27 protein-coding genes are annotated in these 25864 nt (G+C 69.9%); 2 read left to right on the top strand and 25 right to left on the bottom strand.

Annotated elements, in window-relative coordinates:
* Positions 1-8 precede the first annotated feature (8 nt).
* The 25 genes from G4D85_RS34775 to G4D85_RS34895 all read right to left on the bottom strand — a co-directional run bounded on the left by G4D85_RS34775 (position 9) and on the right by G4D85_RS34895 (position 24546).
* A complete protein-coding gene (locus G4D85_RS34775) occupies positions 9-389 on the bottom strand; it encodes a response regulator (protein WP_164018386.1) in 381 nt (126 codons plus the stop codon).
* 24 nt (positions 390-413) lie between these two features.
* Positions 414-767, bottom strand: a complete 354-nt coding sequence (gene xseB, locus G4D85_RS34780; protein ID WP_164018387.1) for an exodeoxyribonuclease VII small subunit — start codon at positions 765-767, stop codon at positions 414-416.
* A 46-nt stretch (positions 768-813) separates the two neighbouring features.
* Positions 814-2559 (bottom strand): exodeoxyribonuclease VII large subunit, encoded by a 1746-nt coding sequence (xseA, locus tag G4D85_RS34785; protein ID WP_164018388.1) that lies wholly within the window; start codon positions 2557-2559, stop codon positions 814-816.
* Positions 2556-4325 (bottom strand): FHA domain-containing protein, encoded by a 1770-nt coding sequence (locus G4D85_RS34790; RefSeq protein ID WP_164018389.1) that lies wholly within the window; start codon positions 4323-4325, stop codon positions 2556-2558. Before G4D85_RS34790 ends, xseA begins: the two co-directional genes overlap by 4 nt.
* Before the next feature lie 36 nt (positions 4326-4361).
* Positions 4362-5765, bottom strand: coding sequence for an FHA domain-containing protein (locus tag G4D85_RS34795; protein WP_240359666.1), 1404 nt, complete (start codon positions 5763-5765; stop codon positions 4362-4364).
* Positions 5766-5844: 79 nt separating this feature from the next.
* A complete protein-coding gene (locus G4D85_RS34800) occupies positions 5845-6729 on the bottom strand; it encodes a type II secretion system F family protein (protein WP_164018390.1) in 885 nt (294 codons plus the stop codon).
* Positions 6730-6739: 10 nt separating this feature from the next.
* Positions 6740-7585 carry a type II secretion system F family protein gene (locus G4D85_RS34805; protein WP_164018391.1) on the bottom strand — a complete coding sequence of 282 codons (846 nt, stop codon included), beginning with the start codon at positions 7583-7585 and terminating at the stop codon, positions 6740-6742.
* Positions 7586-7630: 45 nt separating this feature from the next.
* Positions 7631-8446, bottom strand: coding sequence for a Flp pilus assembly protein CpaB (gene cpaB / locus G4D85_RS34810; RefSeq protein WP_164018392.1), 816 nt, complete (start codon positions 8444-8446; stop codon positions 7631-7633).
* A 204-nt stretch (positions 8447-8650) separates the two neighbouring features.
* Positions 8651-9355, bottom strand: coding sequence for a hypothetical protein (locus G4D85_RS34815; protein WP_164018393.1), 705 nt, complete (start codon positions 9353-9355; stop codon positions 8651-8653).
* A gap of 114 nt (positions 9356-9469) precedes the next feature.
* Positions 9470-10165, bottom strand: coding sequence for a hypothetical protein (locus G4D85_RS34820; protein ID WP_164018394.1), 696 nt, complete (start codon positions 10163-10165; stop codon positions 9470-9472).
* Positions 10166-10282: 117 nt separating this feature from the next.
* Positions 10283-11026 carry a hypothetical protein gene (locus G4D85_RS34825; protein ID WP_164018395.1) on the bottom strand — a complete coding sequence of 248 codons (744 nt, stop codon included), beginning with the start codon at positions 11024-11026 and terminating at the stop codon, positions 10283-10285.
* The gene (locus G4D85_RS34830; protein ID WP_240359667.1) at positions 11023-11253 is read right to left on the bottom strand and encodes a hypothetical protein; all 231 of its coding nucleotides are present in this window, start codon (positions 11251-11253) and stop codon (positions 11023-11025) included. The genes G4D85_RS34825 and G4D85_RS34830 overlap by 4 nt, the downstream gene beginning before the upstream one ends.
* Entirely contained in the window at positions 11250-12065 is an 816-nt protein-coding gene (locus G4D85_RS34835) for a hypothetical protein (RefSeq protein ID WP_240359668.1), read from the bottom strand. The genes G4D85_RS34830 and G4D85_RS34835 overlap by 4 nt, the downstream gene beginning before the upstream one ends.
* Positions 12062-12841: a hypothetical protein gene (locus G4D85_RS34840; RefSeq protein WP_164018396.1), complete on the bottom strand. Its 780-nt coding sequence runs from the start codon at positions 12839-12841 to the stop codon at positions 12062-12064. The genes G4D85_RS34835 and G4D85_RS34840 overlap by 4 nt, the downstream gene beginning before the upstream one ends.
* On the bottom strand, positions 12834-14000 hold the full coding sequence (locus tag G4D85_RS34845) for a TadE/TadG family type IV pilus assembly protein (protein ID WP_164018397.1): 1167 nt from the start codon (positions 13998-14000) through the stop codon (positions 12834-12836). Before G4D85_RS34845 ends, G4D85_RS34840 begins: the two co-directional genes overlap by 8 nt.
* Before the next feature lie 14 nt (positions 14001-14014).
* Entirely contained in the window at positions 14015-16102 is a 2088-nt protein-coding gene (locus G4D85_RS34850; protein WP_164018398.1) for a Tad domain-containing protein, read from the bottom strand.
* A gap of 2 nt (positions 16103-16104) precedes the next feature.
* Positions 16105-17097 carry a TadE/TadG family type IV pilus assembly protein gene (locus G4D85_RS34855; RefSeq protein ID WP_164018399.1) on the bottom strand — a complete coding sequence of 331 codons (993 nt, stop codon included), beginning with the start codon at positions 17095-17097 and terminating at the stop codon, positions 16105-16107.
* 104 nt (positions 17098-17201) lie between these two features.
* Entirely contained in the window at positions 17202-18677 is a 1476-nt protein-coding gene (locus tag G4D85_RS34860; RefSeq protein WP_164018400.1) for an anti-sigma factor family protein, read from the bottom strand.
* A complete protein-coding gene (locus G4D85_RS34865) occupies positions 18674-19306 on the bottom strand; it encodes an RNA polymerase sigma factor (RefSeq protein WP_164018401.1) in 633 nt (210 codons plus the stop codon). The genes G4D85_RS34860 and G4D85_RS34865 overlap by 4 nt, the downstream gene beginning before the upstream one ends.
* Positions 19307-19387: 81 nt before the next feature.
* On the bottom strand, positions 19388-19795 hold the full coding sequence (locus tag G4D85_RS34870; protein WP_164018402.1) for a DUF2085 domain-containing protein: 408 nt from the start codon (positions 19793-19795) through the stop codon (positions 19388-19390).
* On the bottom strand, positions 19764-20816 hold the full coding sequence (locus G4D85_RS34875; RefSeq protein ID WP_164018403.1) for an ABC transporter ATP-binding protein: 1053 nt from the start codon (positions 20814-20816) through the stop codon (positions 19764-19766). The genes G4D85_RS34870 and G4D85_RS34875 overlap by 32 nt, the downstream gene beginning before the upstream one ends.
* A complete protein-coding gene (locus tag G4D85_RS34880) occupies positions 20813-21841 on the bottom strand; it encodes an ABC transporter ATP-binding protein (protein ID WP_240359669.1) in 1029 nt (342 codons plus the stop codon). Before G4D85_RS34880 ends, G4D85_RS34875 begins: the two co-directional genes overlap by 4 nt.
* Positions 21838-22863: a GspE/PulE/PilB domain-containing protein gene (locus G4D85_RS34885; RefSeq protein WP_164018404.1), complete on the bottom strand. Its 1026-nt coding sequence runs from the start codon at positions 22861-22863 to the stop codon at positions 21838-21840. The genes G4D85_RS34880 and G4D85_RS34885 overlap by 4 nt, the downstream gene beginning before the upstream one ends.
* Before the next feature lie 8 nt (positions 22864-22871).
* A complete protein-coding gene (locus G4D85_RS34890; RefSeq protein ID WP_164018405.1) occupies positions 22872-23636 on the bottom strand; it encodes a GspE/PulE/PilB domain-containing protein in 765 nt (254 codons plus the stop codon).
* Positions 23637-23697: 61 nt separating this feature from the next.
* Positions 23698-24546 (bottom strand): DUF4292 domain-containing protein, encoded by an 849-nt coding sequence (locus tag G4D85_RS34895; RefSeq protein WP_164018406.1) that lies wholly within the window; start codon positions 24544-24546, stop codon positions 23698-23700.
* A gap of 43 nt (positions 24547-24589) precedes the next feature.
* Here G4D85_RS34895 and G4D85_RS34900 point away from each other — a divergent pair, with 43 nt between their 5' ends.
* On the top strand, positions 24590-25318 hold the full coding sequence (locus tag G4D85_RS34900; protein ID WP_164018407.1) for a MotA/TolQ/ExbB proton channel family protein: 729 nt from the start codon (positions 24590-24592) through the stop codon (positions 25316-25318).
* Between the two features lie 17 nt (positions 25319-25335).
* Entirely contained in the window at positions 25336-25785 is a 450-nt protein-coding gene (locus G4D85_RS34905) for an ExbD/TolR family protein (RefSeq protein WP_164018408.1), read from the top strand.
* The last annotated feature ends 79 nt before the right edge of the window (positions 25786-25864 follow it).

The following is a 25864-nucleotide window of genomic DNA, read 5'->3' on the forward strand; positions in this document are numbered from 1 at the left end:
GTACTCCTCTAGGGGGGCTGCGTGGCCACGAGCTCGTGCACGCGCTTCACGAGCTTGTCCATGTCCAGCGGCTTGACGAAGTAATCCGCGGCGCCGACCTCGAAGCCGTGCCGCTTGTCCTCCGGGTCCCCTCGCCCGCTGATGAAGATGACGGGGATGTCCCGGAAGTGCTCGTTCTTCTTCACTGCCCGACACAGCTCGAAGCCGTCAATCCAGGACATATTCACGTCCAGGAGGATGGCGTGCGGCCGGTGCAGCTGGAGGGAGGCGATGAGGCGCAGGCCGTTGGCAGCCATGGTGACGTCGAAGCCCTCGTCCTCCAGGGCCGCCGCCAGCAGCTCCCGCGTGTCGCGGTCATCATCGACGATGGTGATCTTCGGCTTCGACATGCCGGAAGTGGGCGCCCGAACGGCCTAGAACGGGACGTCATCCTCCGGGGGAGGCCTGGGGGCAGGCGCAGCGGGCGCTCGGGGGGCCGCGGCCGGGGCAGGACGTCCCGCAACCGACAGCGGCGCCACCACGTCCTTGCCATCCTCGTCCAGCAGCAGCTGCTCGATTCGCTGCTCCGCCTCGGTGAGCAGCTTCTCGCCGCGGCGCACGAGCCGGATGCCCTCCTCGAAGGCCTTGAGAGAGTCCTCCAGGGACAGGTTGCCGCTCTCCAGCCGGCCCACCGTCTCCTCCAGTCGCGTCACCACGTCCCCGTACTGCTCGGGAACCTCGGGCTCCGCCACCTTGTCCGCCTTGGGCGCCTTGTCCGACTTCGCCACAGCCTTCCACCTCCCCGTGGGGCGCGGGACTCTAGAGGGTGGCCCGTTAGCAGTCCACCGGCCCTTTCACGCCCGTGACGGTGACTTCGACTTCCTCACACCCGCCCAGCGTCTTCGCCCCGTTCACCGCGAGTTTGATGCCCAGGTGCTCTCCCACCTGTACGTCGGTGCTGGTGCGCACCACCGCCCCATCCCGCTGGCGGAAGACCACCGAATACCCGCGCGACATGACCTTCAACGGACTCATCGCGTCCAGTCGTCCCTCCAGACGCTGGAAACGCCGCTGCGCATCCGCCAGGGTGCCCTGCTGGAGCGCCAGCAGCCGTGCCCGGTGCGCGGCCAGCCGGGCACGCTCCTTCGCCACCCGCGCCGTCGGCGAAACCCGCTCCAGGCCCAGGTGCGCCGTCGCCAGCGACGCCTGCCGGCTCGCCACGCCCGCGCGGGCCGCCTCCGACAGCCGCCGGGCCAGCCTCAGCAGATGGGCCCGCTGCTCGCCCAGCCGTGCCTGGGGCCGGACCCGCTGCAGGCGCTCGGACAGCACGCGCAGCCCGTCCCGGTGCTCGCGCACCGCGGGCCGCAGCACGCGCATCATCGCCTCCACCTGCTCGGACAGGTGCAGTCGCTGGTGGTTGATGGCGCGCCGCGGGTCCTCGAGCTCCGCCGAGAGCTGGCCCAGCTCCTCGCGCAGCTCCAGCACCCGCCGCTCCGTGGCCCGCCGCAGCCGCCCGGCCTGCGTGGCCAGCGTCAGCTCCAGGTCCGCCAGCACCGGCGCCAGCCGCTCCGCCGCCGCGCTGGGCGTGGGCGCCCGCAGGTCCGCGACGAAGTCGGAGATGGTGAAGTCGATTTCGTGGCCGATGGCCGACACCACCGGCACCGGCGAGGCGAAGATGGCGCGCGCCACCAGCTCCTCGTTGAACGTCCAGAGGTCCTCCACGGAGCCTCCGCCGCGCGTCACCACGATGACGTCCACGTCGGTGCGCGACAGCCGCTCAATCGCCCGCGCCACGTCCACCGCGGCACCCTCGCCCTGCACGCGCGCGTCCGCCAGCAGCACGCTCTGCCGGGGGTTGCGCGAGTGCAGCACGCGCAGGAAGTCCTGGAGCGCCGCGCCGGTGCGGCTGGTGACGATGCCGATGCGCCGGGGCAGGAAGGGCAGCGGGCGCGGCGCGCGCTTGCGCCGGTCGCCGATGAGCCCCTCCGCCGCCAACCGCTCCTTGAGCTGCTCGAAGGCGAGCGCCAGCGCGCCCTCCCCCACCGGCTCCAGCCGCTGGACGATGAGGCTGTAGCGCCCCTGCGGCTCGTACAGGTCCACGCTGCCCTCGGCCAGCACCTCCATGCCGTCGCGCAGCGCGAAGCGCAGCCGGGCCGCCAGCGACGCCCACACCTTCGCGTCGATGGCCGCGGACGCGTCCTTCAGCGAGAAGTACCAGTGCCCGCGCGCGTTGGGCCCGCGAAAGCCCGTCACCTCGCCGCGCACGATGACGCGCGCGAAGCGCGACTCCAGCGTCTGCTTCAGCTGGCGCGTCAGCTCGCCCACCGACAGCACCAGGCGCTCGGGCTTGGGCGGCGGCGGAGGCGCGCCCTCCAGCGGCCCCAGCAGCGCGGTGCCGTCCGCATCCACCGGCGGCGGAGGCGGGGGCGGCTTCCTGGGCATGGCCACCACGCGGCCCGCGGGCCGGACCTCACCCGAGTCCACGGAGGCCTCGGGAGCGGAGGCCGGCAGGCCGAACAAGTCGCCCTGGCCGGGGATGGCCGGCGGAGGAGCCCCGCCCGCGCCCTTGGACTTCTTCATCGCGAGAGCTTCTCGACCCAGGTCTGCGCCTTCTGGTGGTACTCGTCCTCGGCCGGCGTCATCGCCACCACGTCCTTGAACTTGGGCAGCGCCTCGTCGGGAGCGGAGTCCTTGATGGAGTAGGCGGAGAGGTACAGGTCCTTCGCCTTGGTCTTCATCTCGCTGATGATGTTGGTGGCGCCGGCATGGCCGGAGTCCGCCTGCAGGGCGCGCCGCGCGAACTCCATGGCCCGGCCCCACTGACCCGCCGCCTTCGCCGCGGTGGCGCTCTTGTAATAGATGGTGGCCGCGCGCGTGCCCGCATTGCGAGCCATCTTGCTGGGCCGCCCGTCGGTGATGTCCTTGTCCAACGCCAGCAGCTTCGTCAGCAGCTTGCCGTCCAGGTCCTCCAGGCGCTTGTACAGGTTGCTGAACTCGGTCATCTGCCCGAGCAGCTTCTTGCACTGCGGCGTCTTGCCCGAGCACGCGTTGAGGATGGCGCTCGCGCCGGACACGTCGCCGTCGCGGAAGCGGTCCACGGCCGGCTCCCACGGCTTGGGCGCCGCCGCCTGGTAGACCGGCTTGGGCGCGTCGCGCACGAGGATGGCCTGCGCCGCCTGCTCGTTGATGAGCTTCGCGTCGCGGTCCTCCGGGAAGGCCAACAGCACGTCGTCGGTGATGGCCTTGGCCTCGTTCAGCTGGTTGCCGTCCAGCGCCTTGCGCGCCTCCAGCGTGCGCTTCTGGGCCGCGGTCACCAGGTCGCGCTTCGCCGTGCGGACATGGTCGTCCAGGAACTGCGTCCTGCCCGTCTTCGCCAGCGCCGCCGAGGCCTTGCCCAGCTCGTTCTTCGCCAGCGCGGCCCGCGCGTCCGCCAGGCTGCGCTGGATGGGAATCTCCCGCTCCGCGTGCCCGAGGTAGTCCGTCACGCCCGGATACTCCGGGGCCTGCGCCTGGAGCTCCTCCAGCTTCGCCTGCGCCTCAATCCACTTGCCCTCGCGCACCAGGTTCTTCGACTCCTGGAACAGCGCGCTGAGCGCGTCGCGCCGGGCCTTGCCCTCCATGGCCTCCTGCATCTCCGCGGCCTGCTGGCGGCTCACGTTCATCCGCACCACGCCCAGGCCGGCGAACAGCAGCACCACCACGCCGGCCGCGGCCAGCTTGATGCGCATCTTCTTCTTCAGCTCCTCCGGGCTCGGCGGCGTGACGGCCGAGGTGCGCGAGGTGCGCACGCGCCCGCCCTCGGTGCGCGGCGGCGGACGGGCCGGCACCCCGGCGCGAGCGCCGGACGCGGAAGTCGAGGGCCGGGGCCGCGAGCCACTCGGGGGCGCGGACACCGACATCGTGGAGTTCGCCACGTCCTCGAAGCGCAGCTCCGTGTCGCCCAGCGTGACGACGTCGCCGTTGGCCAGCGGCGTCTCGTCGTTGATGACGTCGCCGTTGACGAGCGTGCCGTTGCCGGAGCCCATGTCGCTCACCGCCCAGCCCGCACCCAGCTTGCGGACCATGACGTGCTTGCGCGACACGGACGTGTCGGGGATGCAGATGGGGTTATCGGTGGCGCGGCCGATGGTGTACTCGCCGTCCTCCAGCGAGAACTCCTCACCGGCCTTGGGGCCGGCGATGCACACGAGCCGCGACGCGGCGGACACGGGGGCGGACCGGGAAGCGGAGGCGCCAGGGGACGTCCTGCGCACGGGCCGGGAGCCCGTTCCACCCGAGGGCGGGCCGCCGCCGGAAGGCGTTCCGGAAGTGGGCCTGCGACGCGCCGGAGGGGAACCGTTCGACATGGGAAATCACCGACTCACTGCGAGGGGGGCACGCGACTACAGCTCGTGCTCGTAAGCCAATTCCAACGCCCGATTGTGGCAGCGATGCTCGGCCGTAGGGAAGCGCCTGCTCACCTCTTGCAGGGCCGCCCGGGCCTTCCTGGCGTTGCGGTACTGTACGCTGCGTTGGAAATCGAGCATCAGCTGGCTGCACTTGTGGTCCAGCTCGGTTGTCACCTGACCAAGCTGGAAGCGCACGTCCTGGTACAGGTCCGGCTTCTCGTCCAGGGCCTCCAGGGTGATCCACGCGAAGCGGTACTGCTGCCATGCCTTGAAGAGGTTCTCCGCGCCCACGGCCTTCGTCTCGTAGAAGCGGGCACCCGTCTGGGCGTACTGTCGCGCCTTGGACAGCACGTCGTCCCGTGACAGCTCCGGCACGGGGATGATTTCCAGCCGGAGGTTCCACACCCGCCACGTCTCGTTGCCCGGCGGGTTGCGGACGTTGTCGAAGACGAGCGAGTTCTGCTCGCCGCGCTTGAGCGTGATGACCGGGAGGATGGACTCCAGCTCCCGCTCCGCGGTGCTCGTCGTATCCGGAGGCACCCAGCCCAGGTTGACCCCGTTGAGCACCAGCGCCACCTCCTCCTTGGAGATGCCGCTCGCCTGGTAGTGGATCAGCGCCACCGCCCGGGTGGGCGTGACGAACTGGAAGTCGAAGGCCTTCTGGTCCGGGCGCTCCCACTGGACGCCCTCGCCCAGGCCGAACGAGTCCGGCACCAGCTCCAGCCCGAGCTCCATCGGCTCGGGTCCGCTCGAGCCCAGGACTCCGCCGTGCGGCAGGAACACCCAGCCCACCGCGCCCAGGCCGCCGAGCAGCACCAGCAGCACCGGCACGCCCACCGCGATGCGGGCCCCCAGCGACAGCGCGCCCCACCACAGCGCGAGCTGCCCGCCACTGCTGCCGGCCAGCTCGCGGCGGCGGCGCGCGCGGTCGGCGGCGGACAGCCCGTCGGCCCCGGCGGGCACGGGCGCAGGCGCCGGAGCAGCCCTCGCGGGCACCGGGAGCGACGCCACCGGTGCCAGCGCCGCCGGAGCGGGCGACGGCGAGTCCGCGGGCCTTACCGGGCTGACGGCGGGGAGCCGCCCCGTGGGGACGTTCTCCGCCACGCCGTCGATGGGCGCCCCCAGCGGCGGGTGGCGGCGGATGGGGCGGGTGGCGTCCTCGTCGCCGTCGGGCGGAACCCAGACGAAGGTGAACTCCACCGGCCCCACGGTGATGCGGTCCCCGTCCCTCAGCTGCTGCTCACCCGGGAGCAGCGTGCCGTTGAGCGCGGTGCCGTTGGAGCTGCCCACATCCGCGGCGAAGTACAGGCCCGCACGCTCGAGGATGCGAGCATGCCGCCGGGACACGCCATGGTCATGCAGCACCAGGTCGTTCTCCGAGGTGCGGCCGATCTTCACTTCGGCCTGCTCGAAGACGAGCTCCCTCCCTTCCTGGAGCCCCTTGGTGATGGTCAGACGGATAGGCAGGGCAACAACCTCAGGAGATCTCGCCGAAGAAGAACTGGAACACGATGGGCCCGAACAGCACCATGAACACCGTCGGGAAGATGCAGGCGATGAGCGGGAAGAGCATCTTCACCGGGGCCTCGCCGGCCAGCTTCTCCGCCCGCTGGGTGCGGTCGATGCGCATCTGCGTGGACTGGATGCGCAGCACCTTGCCAAGGCTGGTGCCCATCTTGTCCGCCTGGATGAGCGCGGTGATGAACGTCGTCAGCGGCGGCAGGTCCACCCGGACGATCATGCTCTTCATGCCCTCTTCACGCGTCTTGCCCATCTTCAGCTGCTTGAGCACCAGCTGCAGCTCCTCGCGCAGCGGGCCCGCCTTGCCCTTCTCCACCACCTTCGCCAGCGCGGCGGTGAAGTCCAGGCCCGCTTCCACGGACAGCGTCAGGAGGTCGAGGCTGTAGGGCAGCGCGCGGCTGATCTGCAGGTGGCGCTTCTTCACCTGGTCGTTCAGCCACATGATGGGGTAGTAGGTGCCGAGCAGCAGGAACAGCACGCACCACGCCAGGTTCTGGCCCGTGCCGTTGAGGATGAACAGGCCCATCAGCAGGCCCACCACGGCGCTCACCTCCTGCAGCGCCATGATGTCCTCGGGCTTGTAGCCCTGCGGCTCACCGGCCTTGATGAGGTTGCGGCGCGCCTTGGCCTCGTAGCCCGGCCACATGAAGCGCCGGTTCATCGCGCCCAGCCGGCGGATGACCACGCCACCCGCGCCCTTCACACCACCCGCCGACTCCTCGCGAACCTCCGAGAGGAAGCGCTCCAACAGCGTCTGGTACAGGCCCAGGCCCAGGAAGCCCACGGCCCCCGCGAAGAGCAGCGCCGAGCTGCCGACCAGCACTTGCGTCAGGACATCCACGGTGCACCCCTCAGATATCGATGTTGACGATGCGCCGGATGATGAGGATGCCCATCACTTCCATGATGGCGATGATGACCACGAGGATCCATCCGAAGATGTGGTTCATCATGGGCTCCATCAGGTCCGGCCGCATGTAGTTGAGCACCATGCCCAGCACGCCCGGCATGGCCGCGACAATCCACCCCTGCAGCTTGCCCTGCGAGGTGAGCGCGTCGATCTTCCCCTCCAGGCGGAACCGCTCGCGAATCACCGTGGAGATGGTCTCGAACATCTCGGCCATGTTGCCGCCGAGCTGCCGGGCGATGTTCGTGGACACCACCACCAGCTCCAGGTCGTCGCTGCCCACCCGGCGCCCCATGTTGATGAGCGCCTCTTCCAGGGGCACGCCCAGCTTCACTTCCTTCACGAACAGGCCGAACTCCTGGGACAGCGGCGCCATCGCCTCGCGCGCCACGTGCTCAATCGCCTGAGGGAAGGTGAGGCCCGCCTTGAAGGCGTTGGCCATGGCCTGCAGCGCGTCCACCAGCTGGACGTTGAACTTCTTGATGCGCCGCTTGCGGTAGTGCTTGACCATCAGCATCGGCAGGAAGAAGCCGAACACCGTGGCCACCACCGCGAGGATGGGGTTGAAGATGATGTAGGAGAGGATCCCCAGCAAGCACATGCAGGCGATGTTGAGGATCAACATCTGCCGGGGGTCGATGAAGAGGAACATGTCGCTCAAGTCGTTCATCGACTTGGCGACGTAGCGCTCCTGGTACTGCTCATACGCCTTCGACAGGACGCTGAAGATCACCAGGCTGAAGAAGAAGACAGACCCGGTGACGAGGAGGAGGACGATTCCGGCGAGCATGGGCGTGGTTCCCTGGGAGGGGGGGAGGACCCGCGAGGAGCGCCGTTACGGCGCTCCGGCGCCGGCGGCCTTCTCCGCTCCGCCCTTGATGATCTGGATGATCTCCCGGCGCTTCTGCTCCAGCACCCGGGTGCGCTCGCCGGACAGCAGCGTGCTGATGGTGGCGCGGCCGCGCTCCTCGATGAGGTCCACGTCGTCCTCGTTGCGCAGGGTGAGCGTCAGCGCGCCCAGCTCCGTCGCCAGCACGAGGATTTCCGCCTCTTCCGGCAGCACCATCAGCGAGATGTTGTTGTACTCGCGCTGGCCCTCCGGAATCAGGTTCACGTTCGTGGTGCCTGTGATCTTGCCCGTGGCCACCACGATGACGTTCTGGAGCAGCGTCACGGCCACGCTCTCGTCCGTCTGCGGATCACGGAACGTGCCGATGACGTCCACCTTGTCGTTGGGGCGGATCCACCCGCCCACCGACGTGGTGTTCTTCGCCTCGATGGTGATGGCGCGAGCCTTGCGCTGCACCTTCGAGGACAGCCGCTCGGCGGCCTTGGTGGTCTCGAACTGGCTCCACAGCAGCGGATCACCCGACTGCAGCGCCACCAGCACCTTCTGGTTCACCACGTAGGAGGCCGAGTCCGGACGCACCACCGACGAGGTGACGAACTGCTCCGGCACCGAGCGCTGGGAGATCATCTCGAAAGTGATGACCGTGCCTTCGGGGACATCCTGGGCCGCGACGACAACCGGCACCAGGTTCCAACCGCGGCGGACATCCGCCTCCTTCTTCTTGATGGCGGAATACGCGATGACGCCGGCCAGCAGGCCCAGCACGAGCGCGACGACAAGCGGAGTCTTGCCCTTCAGCATGATTCAGGAACCTCCAAAACGGGGGGTGCCGTTCGGCGGTGAGGCGGGGTCCAGAGGGGGTGTTCGAATACAGTCAGGCGCAACAGGCGCGAATGGCGCGGGATGTTAGCCGTGCAATACGGCAGGTGTCAAAACCACCTCCCGCGATAGCCCCGCATCCCGCGCCAATCCGGAACGAAAGTCCCGGGGTTTTCAGAGGGAGTGCTACAGGTCGTCGATGTCGTCGCGGTCCGACGCCGTGAGGCCCTTGCCCTCGGTGATGCTGTAGATGGCGTCCTGCACCACGTCGGCGTCGTCCTCGCTGTCGATGCGCTTGTCCGCCAGCAGGCCGAGCAACTCCTGGAGGGCGGCGTCGCTGGTGACGGGCCCGATGCGGTAGGGGGTGCCCCGCTCGTTGGGGTTCTGCGACTCGTTGAGGCAGTACGTGAAGAGGGGCACCACCTCGGCCTCGGGGTCCGTGCCTCCATCCGGCGGCCCGCCGGAGCCATTGTCCGTGGGCGGCACCGTCACGACGACGCGCTCCACCAGCAGGCCGTTCTGGAAGCCCTCGGAGGCGGAGACGATGACGAGCCCCGGGGGGAACACCACCTGCACCGGCGCGCCCGTGCTGTTGCGCAGCGGCACGCAGACCTGCACGTACTCGCCGGAGCCGTTGCCCGGAACGCCGTTGCCACAGTCCGACGACAGGTCGTCCGCGCCGAACACCGTGCCGCTGACCGTCACGCCCGCCGGCAACGTGAAGGGCGTGCCCCGCGGCTCGCCCGGGTCGTCGCCCAGGCCGGGGCGGACTTCATTCTCGCCGGTGCCGGGCGGGTCGTCCGTCCCCTCGTCATCATCGCCACTGCACGCCAGCACTCCCGCTCCCACACCCACCGCGACGACCAGCCACTTCCAGGCCGCATGCGCCATTGCGCGCTCCTTGGTTTTCGTCAGTGCTGCGAGGGCGGCCCGTCCGGCCGCGAGCCGCCCCGTCCTCTGCCGCGCCAGGCCCGCCCCGCGAAGGGACGGAGGGCCTCGCGCGGATTACAGGTCCTTGAGGGCCTCGCGGTCCTCGGCCGTGAGGCCGTCGCCATCGGAGACGCTGAAGACGGCCTCCTGGACGGCTTCCACCGGATCTCGCTGGTTGGAGATGTCCTTGCCCTCCATCAGCGTGAAGATTTCACGCATCTTCGGGTGGTCGGTGATGGGGCCCAGCTCGAAGCGCGCGGACGAGTCGGACGGGTCACTCGACTTGTTGATGCAGTACAAGTGCAGGGGGATGCTCACCGTCTCCGACTCGGCGCCCCCGTCGACCCCACCGGGCCCGTTCGAGGTGGGAGGTATCGTGACGACCTCTCGCTCCACCAGGATGCCGTTCTGGTACGTCTCCGAAGCGGAGACGATGACGAGGCCCGGGGGGAAGACCACCTGCACCGGAGCGCCCGTGGTGTTCCTCACCTCGAGGCAGCCCCGCACATTGAGGCCACTGCCCACGGGGGCCACCTGGGACTCCGAGCAGTCGCCGTCATCGTTCGCGCCCTTGATGGTGCCGGACACCACCTGCACGCCCGCGGGGAACGAGAACGGCGTGCCCTTCGGCGCGCTCCGGTTCTTGCCGAAGCCGGGCTCCACCCCCGCCGGCGTGTCGTCATCCGGGTCCGTCCCGTCCCCATCGTCCTTACAACCCGCCGCCCCCACCAGGGCCGCGACCATCAGCCACGTCCAACGCGCCTTTGCCATATGCGCCTCTCCCTGAGCTGCCAGCAGCGCCCTCCGAAGGGAGGTGCCGCCGGGTCAGTATGAACCCGGAGCCTCGCCGGGCCTGCTTTCCGAGGCAACCCCGCAAGCATCCCCTCGTCAAGGAAGCAATGAAGCGGGGGGTTCAGCGGCAGGCAGGTCGGGGTTGAAGAGGCCGGTGAGGACGACAGGCTCGCCGGTGTCGTCGCGAAGGAGCGCGGGCTGCCCCTGCTCCAGGCCGACCACGCGCAGGGTGAAGGTGACGCCATCCGGGGAGACGAAGAGCCACACGTCTCCCGGGGTGGGCTGCTCCACCCGCGAGTCCGGCGCCTCGACGCGCACCACCCGCGGCGGCACGGCCTGGAAGGTCCGGTTCCGCACGCGGGCGTCCGCGCGGAGTCCCTGCTCCAGCAGGGCCTGCCAGGGCGCGGTCTCCACCGGCACCTCGGCCCGCGTCTGCAGCCGCTGCACCATCTCCAGGTGGACGCGGCGCGCGGAGGCGAGGATGGCCAGGTTGGCCCGCTGCTCGGAGCGCGCCGCGGGCGGCTCACGCCCCAGGGCGAGCGTCCCTCCAAGGCCCGCGAGCACCGCCAGCGAGGCCCACAGCGGCGCGGAGCGGCGCAGCACCAGTCCCACCAGCAGCCGTGCCGCGCCCACCGCCGCCGCCACCGAGCCCAGCAGCAGCACCCCCCGTGGCGGAGCGCCCACGTGGAAGGAGCGGGAGAGGGCGTCCAGCAGGTGCCGCCACTCGGGAAGCGCGGCGCCCAGCGGCACCGCCGACAGGGCGAGGAAGACGCCCGCGTGCACCAGGCGCAGGCCCCAGGACGAGGGGCCCCCTTCCCTGCTCCGGACCACCGCCGTCATGGGAACGGCAGGTTGAGCACGAAGTAGAACGAGTCGTAATAGACCTGGTAGGCCTCCATGAACAGGTCGATGACGTTGGACTGCCGGTCATCGGTCCACCGGACCTTCACCGACGCTCCGACGATGAGCGCCACGACGAGGACCCAGTTGAGCAGGGAGTATTCCAACATCGCCTGTCCACGCGAGGCACGGCGGCTGGAGCGCGGCATCTTCGTCGCGGGATTCATGGGCTCTCCTCTTCCTCTTCGCCTTCCTCCGACTGTAGCCAGGGAAGGTTGGCGAACTTCTGTTCGGCGTACTCGAGGCGGATCTGCGGCTCGTTCGGCAGCGGCATGCGGATGCGGGACTTCGCGTCCACACCATACTCCGCCACCTCCATGCTCTGGCCGATTCCTGGAATCTCGATTTTCGCCAGGTTGATGACGGGCAGCTCGCGGCTGATCCACATGCGCTTGATGACGGTGGAGCGCAGCACCACCTCCACCGGGACGGCGGTGACGGTGCCCGCGTGCGTCATCAGGCGCGACTGCTTGCCGGCGCGGACGGACGGGCGGGGCATGGCGCTCGGCGGCGGGGACGCCTTCGCCCGGGGGGCCTCCTCCGGGGGTGGCTTCTTCTTCAGCGAGTGCTCCAGCGCCTCGGGCGAGTACTCCTGCGGCTTGCCGTAGCCCGCGGAGGCGATGAGTCGGGTGATGGGGTGATGCTTCGGGTTCTCCTCCTCACCCAGGGCGACCAGCATCTTCATCTGCCCGAGGGGCGAGCGCATCGCCGGGTGGGTTCCGAACTCCACCTCCAGCCACACCGCGTCCCGCTCGTACCGGTCCTTCTCCTGCCCCACGACGGCCATGCGCCAGTAGTGCACGCGCGCGCCGCCCCCATCCATGCGGTAGGTGACCCAGTCGCCCACCCGCGAGGTCCGCGCGCCCTTGGACATGTGGTCCATCAAGGCCTGCATCGCGGGCTGCGGCGGCGCCGCGGCGCGGGCGGGCGCGGCGGACAGCAGCAGGGCCAGTGCGAGGCAGGTCACCCGGGCGTTCACTTCGAGCCCTCCTGGGGCGTGCGCTTCGAGCGCTCGTGGGCCTGCCGGCTCTCCCGCACGGCGTCGTTGTTGGGCATGGCATCGGGCCGGTCGGAGCCCACCCACATCTGTACCATGGCCGTCAGCCCCGCCTCCACGGGCCGCAGGGTCGTCACCACCTGCTCGCCCTTCCGGGCATGCTCCAGGGTGAGCTGCGTCTCCCCGCCCAGCTTCAGGGCGGCCTGGCGCACCGGCTCGTAGCCCTGCTTGCCGAGCTCCTGGCTGACACGCAGGCGCACCTCCTCCATGCTGCCTTTGACGAGCGAGGAGCGGTTCTGCGAGCCCCCGGGCGCGTCCCGCGTGGACATGTCCTGGGTGAAGAGCATCCCCTCCACCTTGACCAGCCCGGGAGACGGATTCTTCGGCGCGCTCACCCACAAGTCACGCAGCACGGTGAAGCCCACCGTCTTGCCCAGGTGCCGGCGGAGGACGACGCCCCGCTGCAGGCCCTCGCGCGTGTAGAGGGCGGACACCACCGCCTCGTTCTCCAGGTCCCCGTCCACCGACGTCGGGTAGCCCTGCGAGCGCCAGTGGCGCGTGAAGTAGTCCGCCACCTTCTGCAGGGAGTCGTCCGTGGTGAAGTACGCCATGCGGTAGTACTCACCGGCGATGACCAGGTCATTGCCGATGCGCGTGTGCACCGTGCCCGGGTAGACGGGCAGTTCCTGCTGGGCATGGGCGGCCAGGGCCCCCACCGTCAGCAGCAGCGCGCAGAGCCGGGCGAGAAGGCTACTCACAGTTGATGATGTCCTCGTTCTTGTCGCCCTGGGTGGAGTCGTTGCTGGTGGGCGCCGACGCATCCTCCGCCTGGGGGTTCTTGCAGCCCATGAAGTGCTCACCGCGGGCCGCGAAGATCTTCGCGTACTGCGCGTTCGCATACGTGTTGTCCCGGAACGGAGCGGTGTCGAAGCACTGCGGCCGCTCCGTGTCGAGCAGCTCGACGTCGTCCGACATCTGGTCCTGGAGGCCGTGCGCCGCGGGCAGTGGATAGCTGTCGACACCGGTGCAGTCGGACGGAGGCGCGTCCGGCAACCCGTAGTTCTTGGAGATGACGAAGGTGCCGAGGAAGGCCGGCGCGAAGGACTTGAAGAAGTCCAGCGCGGCCCCCACCGGCGAGCTCTCGATGCGCTCCTTGACGCCCAGGAAGGTCATCCGGTTGACCTGCGCGTACAGGCCATGGGGGTCGCTGCCCTCGGTATGACCGCCCGCCCGCCGGCCATTGATGACAGCATCGCCGCCGTCCGGCAGGTGCCACCCGGTGGCGTACATGGAGTGGCGGGTGCTCAGCTGCAGGCTGGCGAGCGACTGGCCTCCGAAGGTGTCCACCTGGGCGAAGCCGCCCTGGCCCCGCTCGAGATAGCGCTGGGGGAGGATGACGTTGTCGAAGCTCATCGACACCCGCGACTCCACCCAGCCCTTGGTGTTGAACCGCCAGAAGCCCAGCAGGCCGTTGGCGCCGCCGTTCACCGCGCCGAGGATGGTGTTGGCCATGCCGTCGCTGCTGTTGCCCAGCACCAGGCCGGCCTCGATGAAGGGCACGTCCTTGTTGGTCACATCCGCCTGGATGTTGGCGTAGCGCGCGATGAAGGAGCCGGGCTGGGCATTGGTCTCCACCGAGTCCATGTCCCTGAAGCGCTCCTGGACCTCTTCCATGGCCTCGCGCTTCGCGTCCTCGAAGGCGCCGTCATGGTCCGCGTTGCCGAAGTCGGACAGGGTGTAGCTGGTCATCTCCCAGGAGGAGTAGCGCGCCAGCTCCAGGAGCTTCACCTTCGCCCGCACCAGCTCGGTGAGATACATGCTGAACATCAAAATCATCACCAGCACCGGCACGGCGAGCGCGAACTCGACGGTGGCGGCGCCCCGGCGCGGGGCCCTGCGCTGTCTTGGAGAGTGCATCCGCGGGCTCCGCATCAGTGGGTGATGATCTTGGGGGCGATGCTCTGGAGCATGCCCGGCAGGCTGTCGTGCAGGCTGCCGACCAGGGGCAGGTTGTGGCGGCCCTGGTAGACGGAGGCCAGGCGCGGGCGCCAGTACGGATTGAAGAAGTTGGGGTGCTCCGTCCAGTTGCCGGGCCGGTGGTAGTAGGTCTGCCCGCGGGTGATGACGTTGAGACCCTCGGAGAAGCTGAGGAACTTCTTCCGGTTGTTCTCCATTTCCAGCCCGTCCGTGTCGGCGGTGAAGTTGAAGCGCACCTTGCCCTCCTCGTTCAGCAGCGCGGGGGCGTTGGTGCCGGCTTCCTTGTCCTTCAGGTCCCGGTTGGTGATTTCGTCCGGGGACTTGTTGAGCGCGACCCAGGTGGACGGCTGGTTGAAGTCGAACCTGTAGCGCGGCGCCGCTCCGTTGGTGGCCGTGCGGCCGCACACGCCCTGGAACTGGCCCGGCTCGAAGTGCATGAACGGGATGACGCCCTTCCACGGGTGGTTGCCGTCCTCCGCCGGGTGCACGTTCGCGGTGTAGACGTCCATCTCCCCAGCGCCGAGGATACAGACGGGGAGGACGCAGACCTCGTTCTTGGTGACGCCCACCTCGCCCTCGGGGCCCTCGGGGCGCCGGCGGTCCCGCCAGCGGCTGTCACCCGTCGGCAGCCGGTCGGGATGGACACGCCAGTGCACGCCGCCGTCGCGGTACGAGCCCTCCTGGTCGTTCATGGCCCAGATGCTCGTCTTGGCCATGAACTGGTAGGGCAGCTTCTTCCGAGAGGTGTCGTCCAGGCCCTTGCGAGGGTCACCCCAGCAGCGCCCGACGTTCCTCTCGTCGGTCTTGCAGGACAGCGGGTTGGTGACGCCGGGGAAGCCCGCCGGACCGAACTTGATCCAATACAGGTCGTCAGAGCCGAGGTTGTCTCCCTGGGCCATCATGCCGAGTGACGGAATGATGCCGTCATTCCAGTCGCGGATGGTGTTGCGCGTCCTGCGCGTGTTGACGGCCTTGTCGCGGTTCGGGTTGTTGTGCGTCAGCAGGCGCGTCTGCCCCAGCTTGCCGAAGCTGAAGACCCCGGGGATGTCGACCTCGTTGTTGAGCCACTCCCCGATGATGCCCAGGAAGTCCGGCAGGGGGATGAGGTCGCCCAGCCGACGCGAGGTGATGAACTTCTGCTGGCAGGAGATGAGGTCCACCCCGCCGACTCCCAGCCCGCCCTTCGAGTCACACGCATAGCGGGTCGCATTGGAGATGCCGCCCATGGAGCGCTTGGCGCGCGCCTCCTTGGACTCATAGGAGGTCGCCTTCGGGTCGATGGGCTTGAACGGATTGACGGGCATGCCCAGGGGGCGGCCTCCGGCCTCGGCGAAGTGGGCCTGGTCGAACAGGCACTGACTGATGACGCCGGTGACGCCCTGACTGATGAGCGAGTCGATGTTCTTGTCGTTGTCCGCGATGACCGAGTCCGTCGTCTGCAGCACGTGCGTGGAGGCGGACATCATCACCGCCTGCGAGGCGAAGAACAGCACGCTGTTGAGCACCCAGTGCGTGGGGATGACGAGCTTGCCGATGAGCTTGTCCGGGTTGGTCGTTGTTATCAGCGTATGGAAGGCCATCACGACGGCACGCCACGCCTCCATCGCCGTGTCGATGACCTTGAGCACCTGCCCCACCACGGGAATCAGCTTCAAGGCGGGACAGGCTATCTTCCAGAAGAGGCCGTCATCGTCTCCCGCGCAGGGATTCAAGGTCTTCATGAACCCGTAGGTGTCCGCCAGGAACGCCTCGGCGAAGTAGATGAGTGACAGCAACGACTGCCACAGCATCGCCGAGACGTAGTGGGACACCTGCGTGCGGTTGGCGTACGCGTAGAAGTTGAACGCGCGCGCCTCCATGGCGGCCATGGAGTAGGCGGCGGAGTCCGCCGTGTTCTGCAGGCGGATGCGCTCGTGCACCGTGTGGCCGATGTTGACGGTGGTCAACACGGCGATGGACATGACGAGCACCATCAGCGCGGCCAGCACCAGCGCCTGGCCTTCCTGGCGGCGGAAGCTCTGTCGGAGGGTCCGGGTAATCATGGTTACAGGCCCCAGTCGGGGTTGAGGTGCATGATCCACTTCCGGTGGAAGTTGGACTGCATGCGCATGGTGTACGTGGCCGTCAGCGGGATGAAGTAGCGCTTGCCGGCAAGGTCTGAGACGAGGGGGATGCTGCCGGTGGCCAGGCCCCAGAGCACCGCCATCTCCAGCGGGTAGACGGAGTCATAGCCCTTCTCGTGCTGGATGCCCCGGACGGACGCGGCGGCCAGGCCGGTGAGGTTGCCGTCGCTCATGATGTTGCCGCGAGGGTCCATCGTCGCCCGGTCGATGGCGCCGTGGAGGGCGAGGCCCGCGTTGGAGGCGAACCACGAGGTGAAGATGATCCAGTTCGCGAAGGGCACCCGCAGCTGGTACCAGTAGCGCAGGCGGATGGTGAGCCGCGTCGACTTGCGGAAGACGAGCTCCGACTCGTCCGGCTCCGGCAGGTTGAAGAACTTGCGGATGTGGTTCTCCAGCGTGGGCACCTCGGGGAAGCTGTCCGCCCCGTCGAAGTCCAGTTCCTGCCAGTTGACGCCGCTGCGCAGCTTCCAGATGGTGTTGATGGGCGTGAAGTAGGCCGGGTTGATGGTGTCCACCCGGATGATGCCCAGCAGGTTGGAGCCGTTGACGGTGCGGGGCACCACGCCGCCACCGAAGTTCAGCGCGCTCATGCCCGTGTCGTAGGCCGCGTGCAGCGCGAACGTCTTCGCGAGGTTCGGCAGGTCGTTCGTGGCGCCCATGGTGGGCAGCAGCGCGACGATGGCCGCGTCGTGCATGCGCTCGTTGTTGCCGTTCCACACGCTGCCGGCCCGCGCCGCCTGGTACGCGGCGTACTCGGTCATCAGCTTCGCGTGCTGCATCATCGTGAGCTGGATGATGCCCAACGTCATGAAGACGGTCAGTGGCATGATCATCGCCGCCTCGACAGCGGCCTGACCCGACTGTCTGCGGCGCGGCGCCCCCTGTGCCCGCCCTTCCTGTGCTTCCTGTCCCATGCCCACATTATCCGGGCAGGCAGCCTTCGAATGCATCGGTCAAATGGACAGCGATGCGAGCCCGCCTGCTCGCGATTTCTCAGTGCTCAGTAAGTCGCAGACCTTCATTTTCCGGGAGCAGCGGATTTCGCGGGTGCTTCGAGGCTCGTGGGCTCGCGGGAGAGACGACGGCGGGCGGCCTGGGCGGCACTGGAGCCCGGGGCCTCTGTCAGGATCTGGTTGCAGGCGGCGACGCCCGCGGCCTGACGCCCCAGGAACAGCTCCGCGTCACACAGGCGGTTGAGAAGGCCCAGCCGCTCCGTGCCGGTGGCCCCGGCCGCCAGCGCCGAGCGCAGCAGGCCCGCCTCCATGGCGCGGTCCCCGTCGTCGAACGCTTCCCGGGCCCGGCGTGACAGCTCCGCCACGCTCGGACGCGGCTCCGCCGCGGCGACCTGGGGGCGAGACGTCGGCGCCCTCGTCGGCGCGCTCACGGCCTCGCCCTTCTTCCGCTTCGCCGTCGAGAAGTCCTGCTCGGCGTTGGAGTCACTGCGCTCGGCCAACGCCTCCTGCACACTGGCCGCGCCACGGCCGGCGCTCGGAGCCGTGGGCATGGGGGCCGCCGCCACGACGGGCGCGGGAGGCGGCGGCGCGGCCGTGGCGGGCCCCGCCGCCGCATACCCGAGGGCCCCAGCCTGCGACTGCGCCGCGAGGGACTCGGGCTCGGCCTCCTCCGCCTGGGCGGGCTCGCCGTCGTCCGCGACGCCCCCGTAGGCCGGAGACGTTCCCCCCAGCCGCAGCGAGTCGCGCGGAGGCACCAGCTTCGGAGCCTGCGAGTCGGCCACGCGGCCTTCGGGCGCGGACAGGGCGTCTTCCTCGTCCAGGTCCTTCTGGAACAGGGCCATCTTCTTGCCAGGCGCCGGCTTCATCGTCGCCGCCTTGTCGCTCACACTGCGCGCGCGCTCCTTGCTGCTTCCGAAGTCACGCTTCGCCTTCGACTCATTCTCACGGACGAGGCGGGCGTCGAGTCCGCCCCCGCTGCCCTCCTTCTCCCAACCCTCGGCACGTCGCGGCGCCTCGTCCCCGGCGACCAGGGCCGAAGCGACCTCGGCGGGCGCCTCCTGCATCGGCGCGCCTTGAAGAGCGGGAGCGGGAGCCATGGGTCTCGGCTCCTGGCGCGCGGGAGCGGACTCCGCCTTCCGCGCCAGCTCCGGCTCCGCCGCGGCCATGCTCAGGTTGGGCCGCGTGAGGTCGGGGTTGCGCTGCTGGATGGCGAGGATGCCGAAGGTGCTCACCGAGGCCAGCCCCACCACCGGCAGCAGCCAGCGACGCCAGCGCGAGGGCCGGGGCGCGGGGCCGGCGGCGGCGCGACGCGCGGACTGCTGCGCGTAGGCCAGGAGCGACTCCAGGCCGGCGTCCGGCGCGGACTCCGAGGAGAGCTGGGACATGGTGGCGCGCACGCCGCGAATGTCGTCCAGGGCCTGGGTGCAGCGGGCGCAGCCCTGCAGGTGCGCTTCCACTGCCCGGGCCTCGGGGACGGGCAGCTCGCCGTAGACGAAGTCGAGGAGTCTGTCCTCGTGCGCGTGGAGGTTCTGCGGATTCATCCCGTCACCGTCCTTCCGTCCTCGGCGAGGTCGCCGTCCACGCCCATCTCCGCCAGGCGTCGGCGCAACCCGTCGAGCGCGTAGCGCATCCGGCTCTTCACGGTGTTCTCGGACACGCCCGTCACCTCGGCGATGTCCTTGAAGGGGATGCCGCTGTACTCACGCAGGATGAACACTTCTCGCTGCTCCTCCGGGAGGGACGCCAGGGCCCGTTCCAGCATCGGCCGCAGACGTGCGTTGTAGGCCCCCCGCTCGGGGCTGGCTCCGGTGTCCGGCAGCCCCTCGCCCAGCGGACGTCCCTCGTCCCCGTCCACTCCCGCGGCGGGGGCTTCCAGGGACGACGCCTGGCGGTAGCTCTCTTTGCGCGCACTGTCCACGCAGAGGTTCCTCGCAATCGTGTAGAGCCAGGTCGTGAACTTCGCCTTGGGCGTGTACTCGCCGGCGCTCCGTACCACCTTCAGCCACGTCTCCTGCAGCACGTCCTCCGCCCGTGCCCGCTGCCCGACGAATCGGAGGACGAAGTTGAACACCGGCGTCCGGTGCTTGCGCACCAACGCCTCGAACGCGCGCGCGTCCCCCGCCTGGAAGGCGAGCATCAGCCGCTCGTCTGAGGTCTCCGGTCCCAACACTCCCCCGTCTCTCCTGGAGCACCCGCTACCCCGACCCCTCCTCAACCCGTGCCGTCATAACGGACGAGGGGCCAAGAGGGTCTATCCCGAGCGCGGTCTCCGGTAAGTGGCGAGAATGACAGGGACCGCCACGGCTGTCACCAGGGCGGCCTGGGCCAGCAGCACGTCCGGAAGGGGCCGCTGGACATGCACCTGGAGCGAGCGTCCGAGCGCCAGCCCCAGCAGCACCCCGGTGAGCGTACGCACCGCGTTGGAGCCGGCCGCCGGGCGGAAGCGCCCCACCGCCCAGTCCACCAGGGCGGGCAGCGTGAGGCCCAGCACCACCGGCACGTCCCAACGCCACTCGCGCGGCGCACGCAGAATGAAGAGGCCCACCAGCGTGGCGAGCATCACCGGGTACGTGCCCAGGCAGCGCGCGCACACGCGCACTCCGCCCAGCACGTAGGTGCGGTTGTACTCATCCGGGTGGTGGTGGCTGAGCCAGAACACCGGCATCACCTCCGGAGGTGGGGGCGGAGCTGACTTCCCGCGCGTCTCCTTCCACGAGAAAACAAGCGGCCGTGTGCCCATCCCCGAGCGGGTACAGCGGCGGGGACTCGCGCCGGCAGCGCTCCATGGCGTGGGGGCAGCGCGGGTGGAAGGCGCACCCGGACGGCGGGTTGAGCGGCGACGGCGGCTCGCCCGGCACCAGCAGGCGGGTGCGCGCGCGGCCCGGGTCCGGCACCGGCACGGCGGACAGCAGCGCCTGCGTGTACGGGTGGCGCGGTCGGCGGTACAGCTCCGCGGCGGGCGCCAGTTCGACGATGCGGCCCAGGTACATGACGGCCACCCGGGTGGAGACGTACTCGACGATTTTCAGGTCGTGCGCGATGAAGACGTAGGTGAGGCCGCGCTCGCGCTGCAGGTCCACCAGCAGATTGACGATCTGCGCCTGGATGGACACGTCCAGCGCGCTGATGGGCTCGTCCGCCACCACCAGGTCCGGGCGCAATGCGATGGCGCGTGCAATGCCGATGCGCTGGCGCTGCCCGCCGGAGAACTCGTGGGGGTAGCGCTCCAGCGCCTCGCGCGGCAGGCCCATGGCGTCCACCAGGGCGGCCACCTCGCGCTCCCGCTCGCCGCGCTCGCGCGCGAGGCCGTGGATGGTGAAGGGCTCGCCCAGAATCTCCCGCACCGTCATCCTCGGGTTGAGCGAGGCATACGGGTCCTGGAAGACGAGCTGCATGCGCCGGCGCAGCGGGCGCAGCCTCCGCTGGGACTGGCCCGTCAGCTCCTGTCCGTCGAAGCGGATGGAGCCGGCGGTGGGCTCCACCAGCCGCAGCAGCGCGCGCCCGAGGGTGCTCTTGCCGCAGCCGCTCTCCCCCACCAGCCCGAGCGTCTCCCCGCGCACCACGTCGAAGCCCACGCCGTCCACGGCCTTCACCGCGCCGCGCACCCGGCCCAGCAGCCCGCCGCGCACGGGGAAGTGCACCTTCAAGTCCTTCACCTGGAGCAGCGGCCCGGAGCTCATGGCGCGGGCACCGGGTTGTGGCAGGCGGCGAGCTGCCCGTCCCGCTTCGGCTCCAGCGGCGGCACCACGCGCGCGCACACCTCCAGCGCGCGCTCGCACCTGTCGCGGAAGGCGCAGCCCGAGGGCAGCCTGCCCAGCGAGGGCACCATGCCGGGAATGGCCTGGAGCCGCCTGCGGCCCCCTGCCCCGCCCGCGTCCGTCGCCACCTGCAGGGACGGAATCGAGCGCAGCAGGCCCGCGGTGTACGGGTGCGCCGGCCGGGCGAACAGCTCGCGCACCGGGGCGCGCTCCACCACGCGGCCCGCGTACATGACGACCACGGTGTCGCAGCTCTCCGCCACCACGCCCAGATCGTGCGTAATCAGCATCACCGCCATGCCGCGCTCGGCCTGGAGCCGCTTGAGCAGGTCCAGAATCTGGGCCTGGATGGTGACATCCAGCGCGGTGGTGGGCTCGTCGGCGATGAGCAGCGCCGGGTCGCACGCCAGCGCCATGGCCAGCATCACCCGCTGCCGCATGCCGCCGGAGAGCTGGTGCGGATACGCGTCCACGCGCTCGCCCGGGGCGGGGATGCCCACCTGCCGCAGCATCTCCACCGCCCGCTCACGAGCCTGCGCCCGCGAGGCGCCCAGGTGCAGCCGCACACCCTCGGCAATCTGCTCCCCCACCGTGAAGACGGGGTTGAGCGACGTCATCGGCTCCTGGAAGACCATGGCCGCGTGACGGCCGCGCACGCGGCGCAGCTCCGCCTCCGGCAGCTTGAGCAAGTCACGTCCCTGGAAGCGGACCTCGCCGCCCACCACGCGCACGGGCGGCTGGGGGGCCAGCCCCAGGATGGACAGGGCGGTGAGGCTCTTGCCACAGCCGCTCTCCCCCACCACGCCCAGCGTGCCGCCCGGGGGCACGGCGAAGGACACCCCGTCCACCGCGCGCGCCGGGCCTGCCTCCAGCGACAGCTCGACGGTGAGCCCGCGGATGTCCAGCAGGGGCTCCCCGGCGGAGGGACGCTGAGCGGCGACTGTCACTTCCGCGCCAGCTCGTCCAGGAACTCCCCTTCCTGGATGAGGCCCTTGCGGATGAGCAGGCGGATGAGGCTCGCCACCATGCGGGCGGGCTTCACCTTCTCCGTGTCCAGCATGGCCTCCTCGCCCCGGGAGATGCGCTCGAGGTCGTCGAGGACGGCCAGGTCCTCGTCGGAGAACTGAGGCGTGGGCGTGAGCGGCACGGAGGGACGGGCACCCTGCGCCGCGCCGCCGAACAGCACCACCGGCACGCGCGGCTTGCCCCCGGCCCCGTCCGCGTCGGGAGGAGGAGGCGGCGGCCGTGACGGTGGCGTGGCCTCCATGCCCAGCAGGTCATCCAGCACGTCCACGCCCGGCGCGGGCGGCGGGGACTCCATGGGCGGAGGCGGCGGAGACGCCGAGCCCCGGAGCGTGGGACGCGCGGGCGCGGCCGGAGCGGCGGCCACGGGCCTGGGCGCGGGCTTCGCGGCGGGCGGAGGCGGCGGCTTGGGGGGCTCGGGGAAGTCCCACTCCAGGGACTGGCCCGCACCCACCGGCGGAGGCGGAGGGCCCTCCTCGTCCAGCGGCTCGGCCTCCACGATGTCCAGCGGCTCGCCCCGGGCACGCGCCAGGGCGGTGTCCAGGTCATCCGAGGCGACGACGAAGACGCGCACCTGCTTGCGCAGCTGGAAGCGCAGCTCGTCCACCAGCGTCAAATCCCCCGGGTCCTCCACGGCGATGTGGATGCGCTCGCTGCGCCCCTCCACCTCCACCCGGAAGGGCATGACCCGGTGCTCGGTCTGGAAGTCCACGGACACCAGCGCGGTGACGGCCGGGGGGATGTCCTCCGGCAACTCCACGAAGGGCAGGCCGTGCTGGGCGGACAGGGCGCGGGCGATGTCCGGGGGCGTGCACAGCCCCTGGGACAGCAGCACCTCGCCCAGCCGCTGGGCACCGGGAGCGCCACGGCGCCCGAGCGCTGCCCGCACCTGCTCCTCCGTCACCACTCCCGCCTCGATGAGCAGCTCGCCAATCTTCTTGCGCATGGGTCGGGCTACCGCTTGACCTTGGCGAGGTACTCCTCGCGGGAGAACACGCCCTTCTCGATGAGCAGCTCCACCATCGCCTTGAGGGCGGCGACCTCCTTGCGCTGCACGTCCTCCACGCTGCGCAGCAGCTCCGCGGGACTGCCGGTGGCGGCGGGGCGCGCGGCCTCCGGAGGCGGCGTGGGCGGGCGGGCGACGGGCGGAGGCGTGGGCCGGGACGCGGGGGCGGCGGCCACGGCGGCGGCGGCCGGGTCCAGGTCCTTCAGGTTCTTCACCACCGTGCGGCCCTGGGCGTCCACCACCTTGAAGTTGGTGTCCGCGTCCTCCAGCTCCGCGTTCTCCTCGTAGATGCGCGAGAAGGCACGGGCAATGGAGCTGCGGCCCGCCACGTTGGGGACGATGCGGCACTTGGTGACGGCGCGCAGCTCGTCCAGCATCCGCACGTTGAGCGGATCGGACATCGCCACCACCAGCGTCTTGCCGTCGTCGCGAAGCTGCAGCGGCAGCACGGAGAAGTCCCGCGCCATCTGCGAGGAGATCTTCGCCTTCACGTGCGGCGGCACCATCTGCACCGCGTCCAGGTTCACCGCCGGCATGCCGAGCTGCTTGGACAACGCGCGTACCAGGATGTCCTCGGAGACGAGGCTCATCCTGACCAGGATTTCGCCCAGCTTTCCGCCCCACTTCGCCTGTTCGGCGAGCGCGGCCTTGAGCTGGCTCTCCTGCAGCACGTTTGCCTTGATCAGCAGTTCTCCGAGCTTGATCTGTGCCATGTCGTGGGGGGCACTCTAGATCGACTCGGCGGGCAGCGCCCCTTCTTCCGCGCCTGCCCGGTCAGGAACCCGGCACGGCGGGCCCGGGGGAGGCGGGGGGCCCCGAGGGCACGGAGGACCCGGCCGGCAGCTCCCGGCCCCGCTCGTCCACCTCCACCACCTTGGCCCCCTCGGGAGGGAGCAGCTCGTAGAGCGTGAGGTCCGGCCGGCCGTTGAGGGTGATCTGCTGGTAGCTCAGCTGGAGCCGCGTGTCGGCCTGCGCGGCCACCAGCTCCACCTTCCCGGGGAAGATGAGGGTGCCCTTCTCCAGGAAGTCGTCGAAGGCCAGGTCGTACCCGGGGACGCCCCGCACCTGGCTCTTCACCACGCGCAGGTACTTCGTGTGCACCTGGAGCACCTGGGTGGCCTGCCCCTGGTGGAGTGTCAGCACGTAGAAGCCTTTCTTACGGTCCAGCTCCAGCTCCATCCGCTCCGGGGGGATGAGCGGCACCTGGCCGAGCATGATGGCCACCAGTTCCTGGCTCGGCAGCACCACCGGGAGGAAGCGCGACACGTTCTCCGGGCTGGCCGGCCCTTGATAGAAAGTGTTCGTTTCCGTCTGGTACAGCCCGAAGCCCTGCCCATCCGACACCAGGGAGGCGAGCGGCCGGTTGAAGAAGTCGAACGTCTCCAGGTGCAGCATGGCCGGCCGGGTGACGGAAACGAACATGCTGAGGGTGCCGCTGCCCTGTGGGGACTCGACGCGCAGCTTGGAGTCGCCCTCCAGTTGCACGATGTTGTCCTGGTTCTCCTTGACGCGTTGGTAGACGACATTCGCGTCGGTGAGCTCGCCCTCGGGCCCGAACTCGATTCGCTTGGGGCATGCGGAACTGAGGACTGCCAGGAAGATTGCGGCGGCTGCGCGGTTCATATCTCCTAGTCTGGGCCATGCCGCCCTGCCTGGTCACCCACCAATGAGCCTGAACGACATCCTCCATTACCTTCGGCTGGGCGGCGTCACCCTCGCCCTGCTGCTGCTGGCCTCCGTCGTCGCGCTGATTGTCGCCGTCGAGCGGCTCATCGCGCTGTGGGGGGTGAGCGAGCGCTCCCGCCTCCTGGGCGAGACGGTCAACAAGCACCTGCTGCGCGGGGACGTGGCCGCGGCCCGCACCGCCGCCGAGCGCTCGGACTCGGTGGCCGCCGACATCTTCCTCGCCGGCTTCGACCGGCTGGAGCGCGCCCGCACCACCGGAGGCGCGGGCGTGGAGGCCGCCGTGGAGCGCGAGCGCGCCCAGGTGGGCCTGAAGCTGCGCCGCAACCTGTGGGTGCTGGCCACCATCGGCTCGATTACCCCCTTCGTGGGCCTGTTCGGCACCGTGGCGGGCATCATGCGCTCCTTCAAGGACCTGGGCCTGGACGTGGAGGCCGGCGGCACCGGCGGCAGCGCGGCGGTGATGACGGGCATCTCCGAGGCGCTCGTCGCCACCGCGGTGGGCATCCTCGTCGCGGTGCAGGCCATGGTCTTCTACAACTACTTCCAGGCCCGCCTGTCGCGAGTGCTGGTGGAGCTGCGCCTGCTGGGCGACGAGTTCGTGGAGCTGCTCAAGGAGCGCGCCTCGGGCGCCCCCCTGCCCCCGGAGCCCGCCCCCACCCGCGAGTCCCCGCCGCCCGCGGTGACGCACCCCGACCCGAAGCTCGCGTAGGCCCGAGGACACGCACCATGGCCATGGGAAGGACTCCAGGGGACAACGAGGGCGACGAGGGCGTCTTCGCTGAAATCAACATCACCCCGCTCACCGACATCTTCCTCGTGCTGCTCATCATCTTCATGGTGACCAGCTCCGTCATCGTCCAGCAGGGGCCCGGAGGCGGCGCGAAGGCCGGCCTCAAGGTGAACCTGCCCAAGGGCGGCGCCGCGGACATCACCGCGCGCAGCACGGACCTGTCCGTGGCGGTGCTCGCCGACGGGCGCTTCGTCCTCGCCGGCAACGTCGTCTCCGAGGAGGAGCTGCGCAAGACGTTCGACGACGCGAAGATGAAGGACCCCGACACCGTGGTCATCGTCCAAGCCGACGAGGGCGTCCCCCACGGCACCGTGGTGCAGGTGATGGAGCTGGCGAAGAAGGCCGGTCTCGGGCAGCTCGCCATCGGCGTGCGCGAGGGCGAGTAGCCCCACTGAAAGCACGAAGGCCACCCGGGCAGCTCGCCCAGGTGGCCTTTGCGTTTCTCAGGGCCCCCGCTCAGGCGCC

Origin of the sequence: Pyxidicoccus trucidator, assembly GCF_010894435.1 — a bacterium.
Classification (GTDB): Bacteria; Myxococcota; Myxococcia; order Myxococcales; family Myxococcaceae; genus Myxococcus; species Myxococcus trucidator.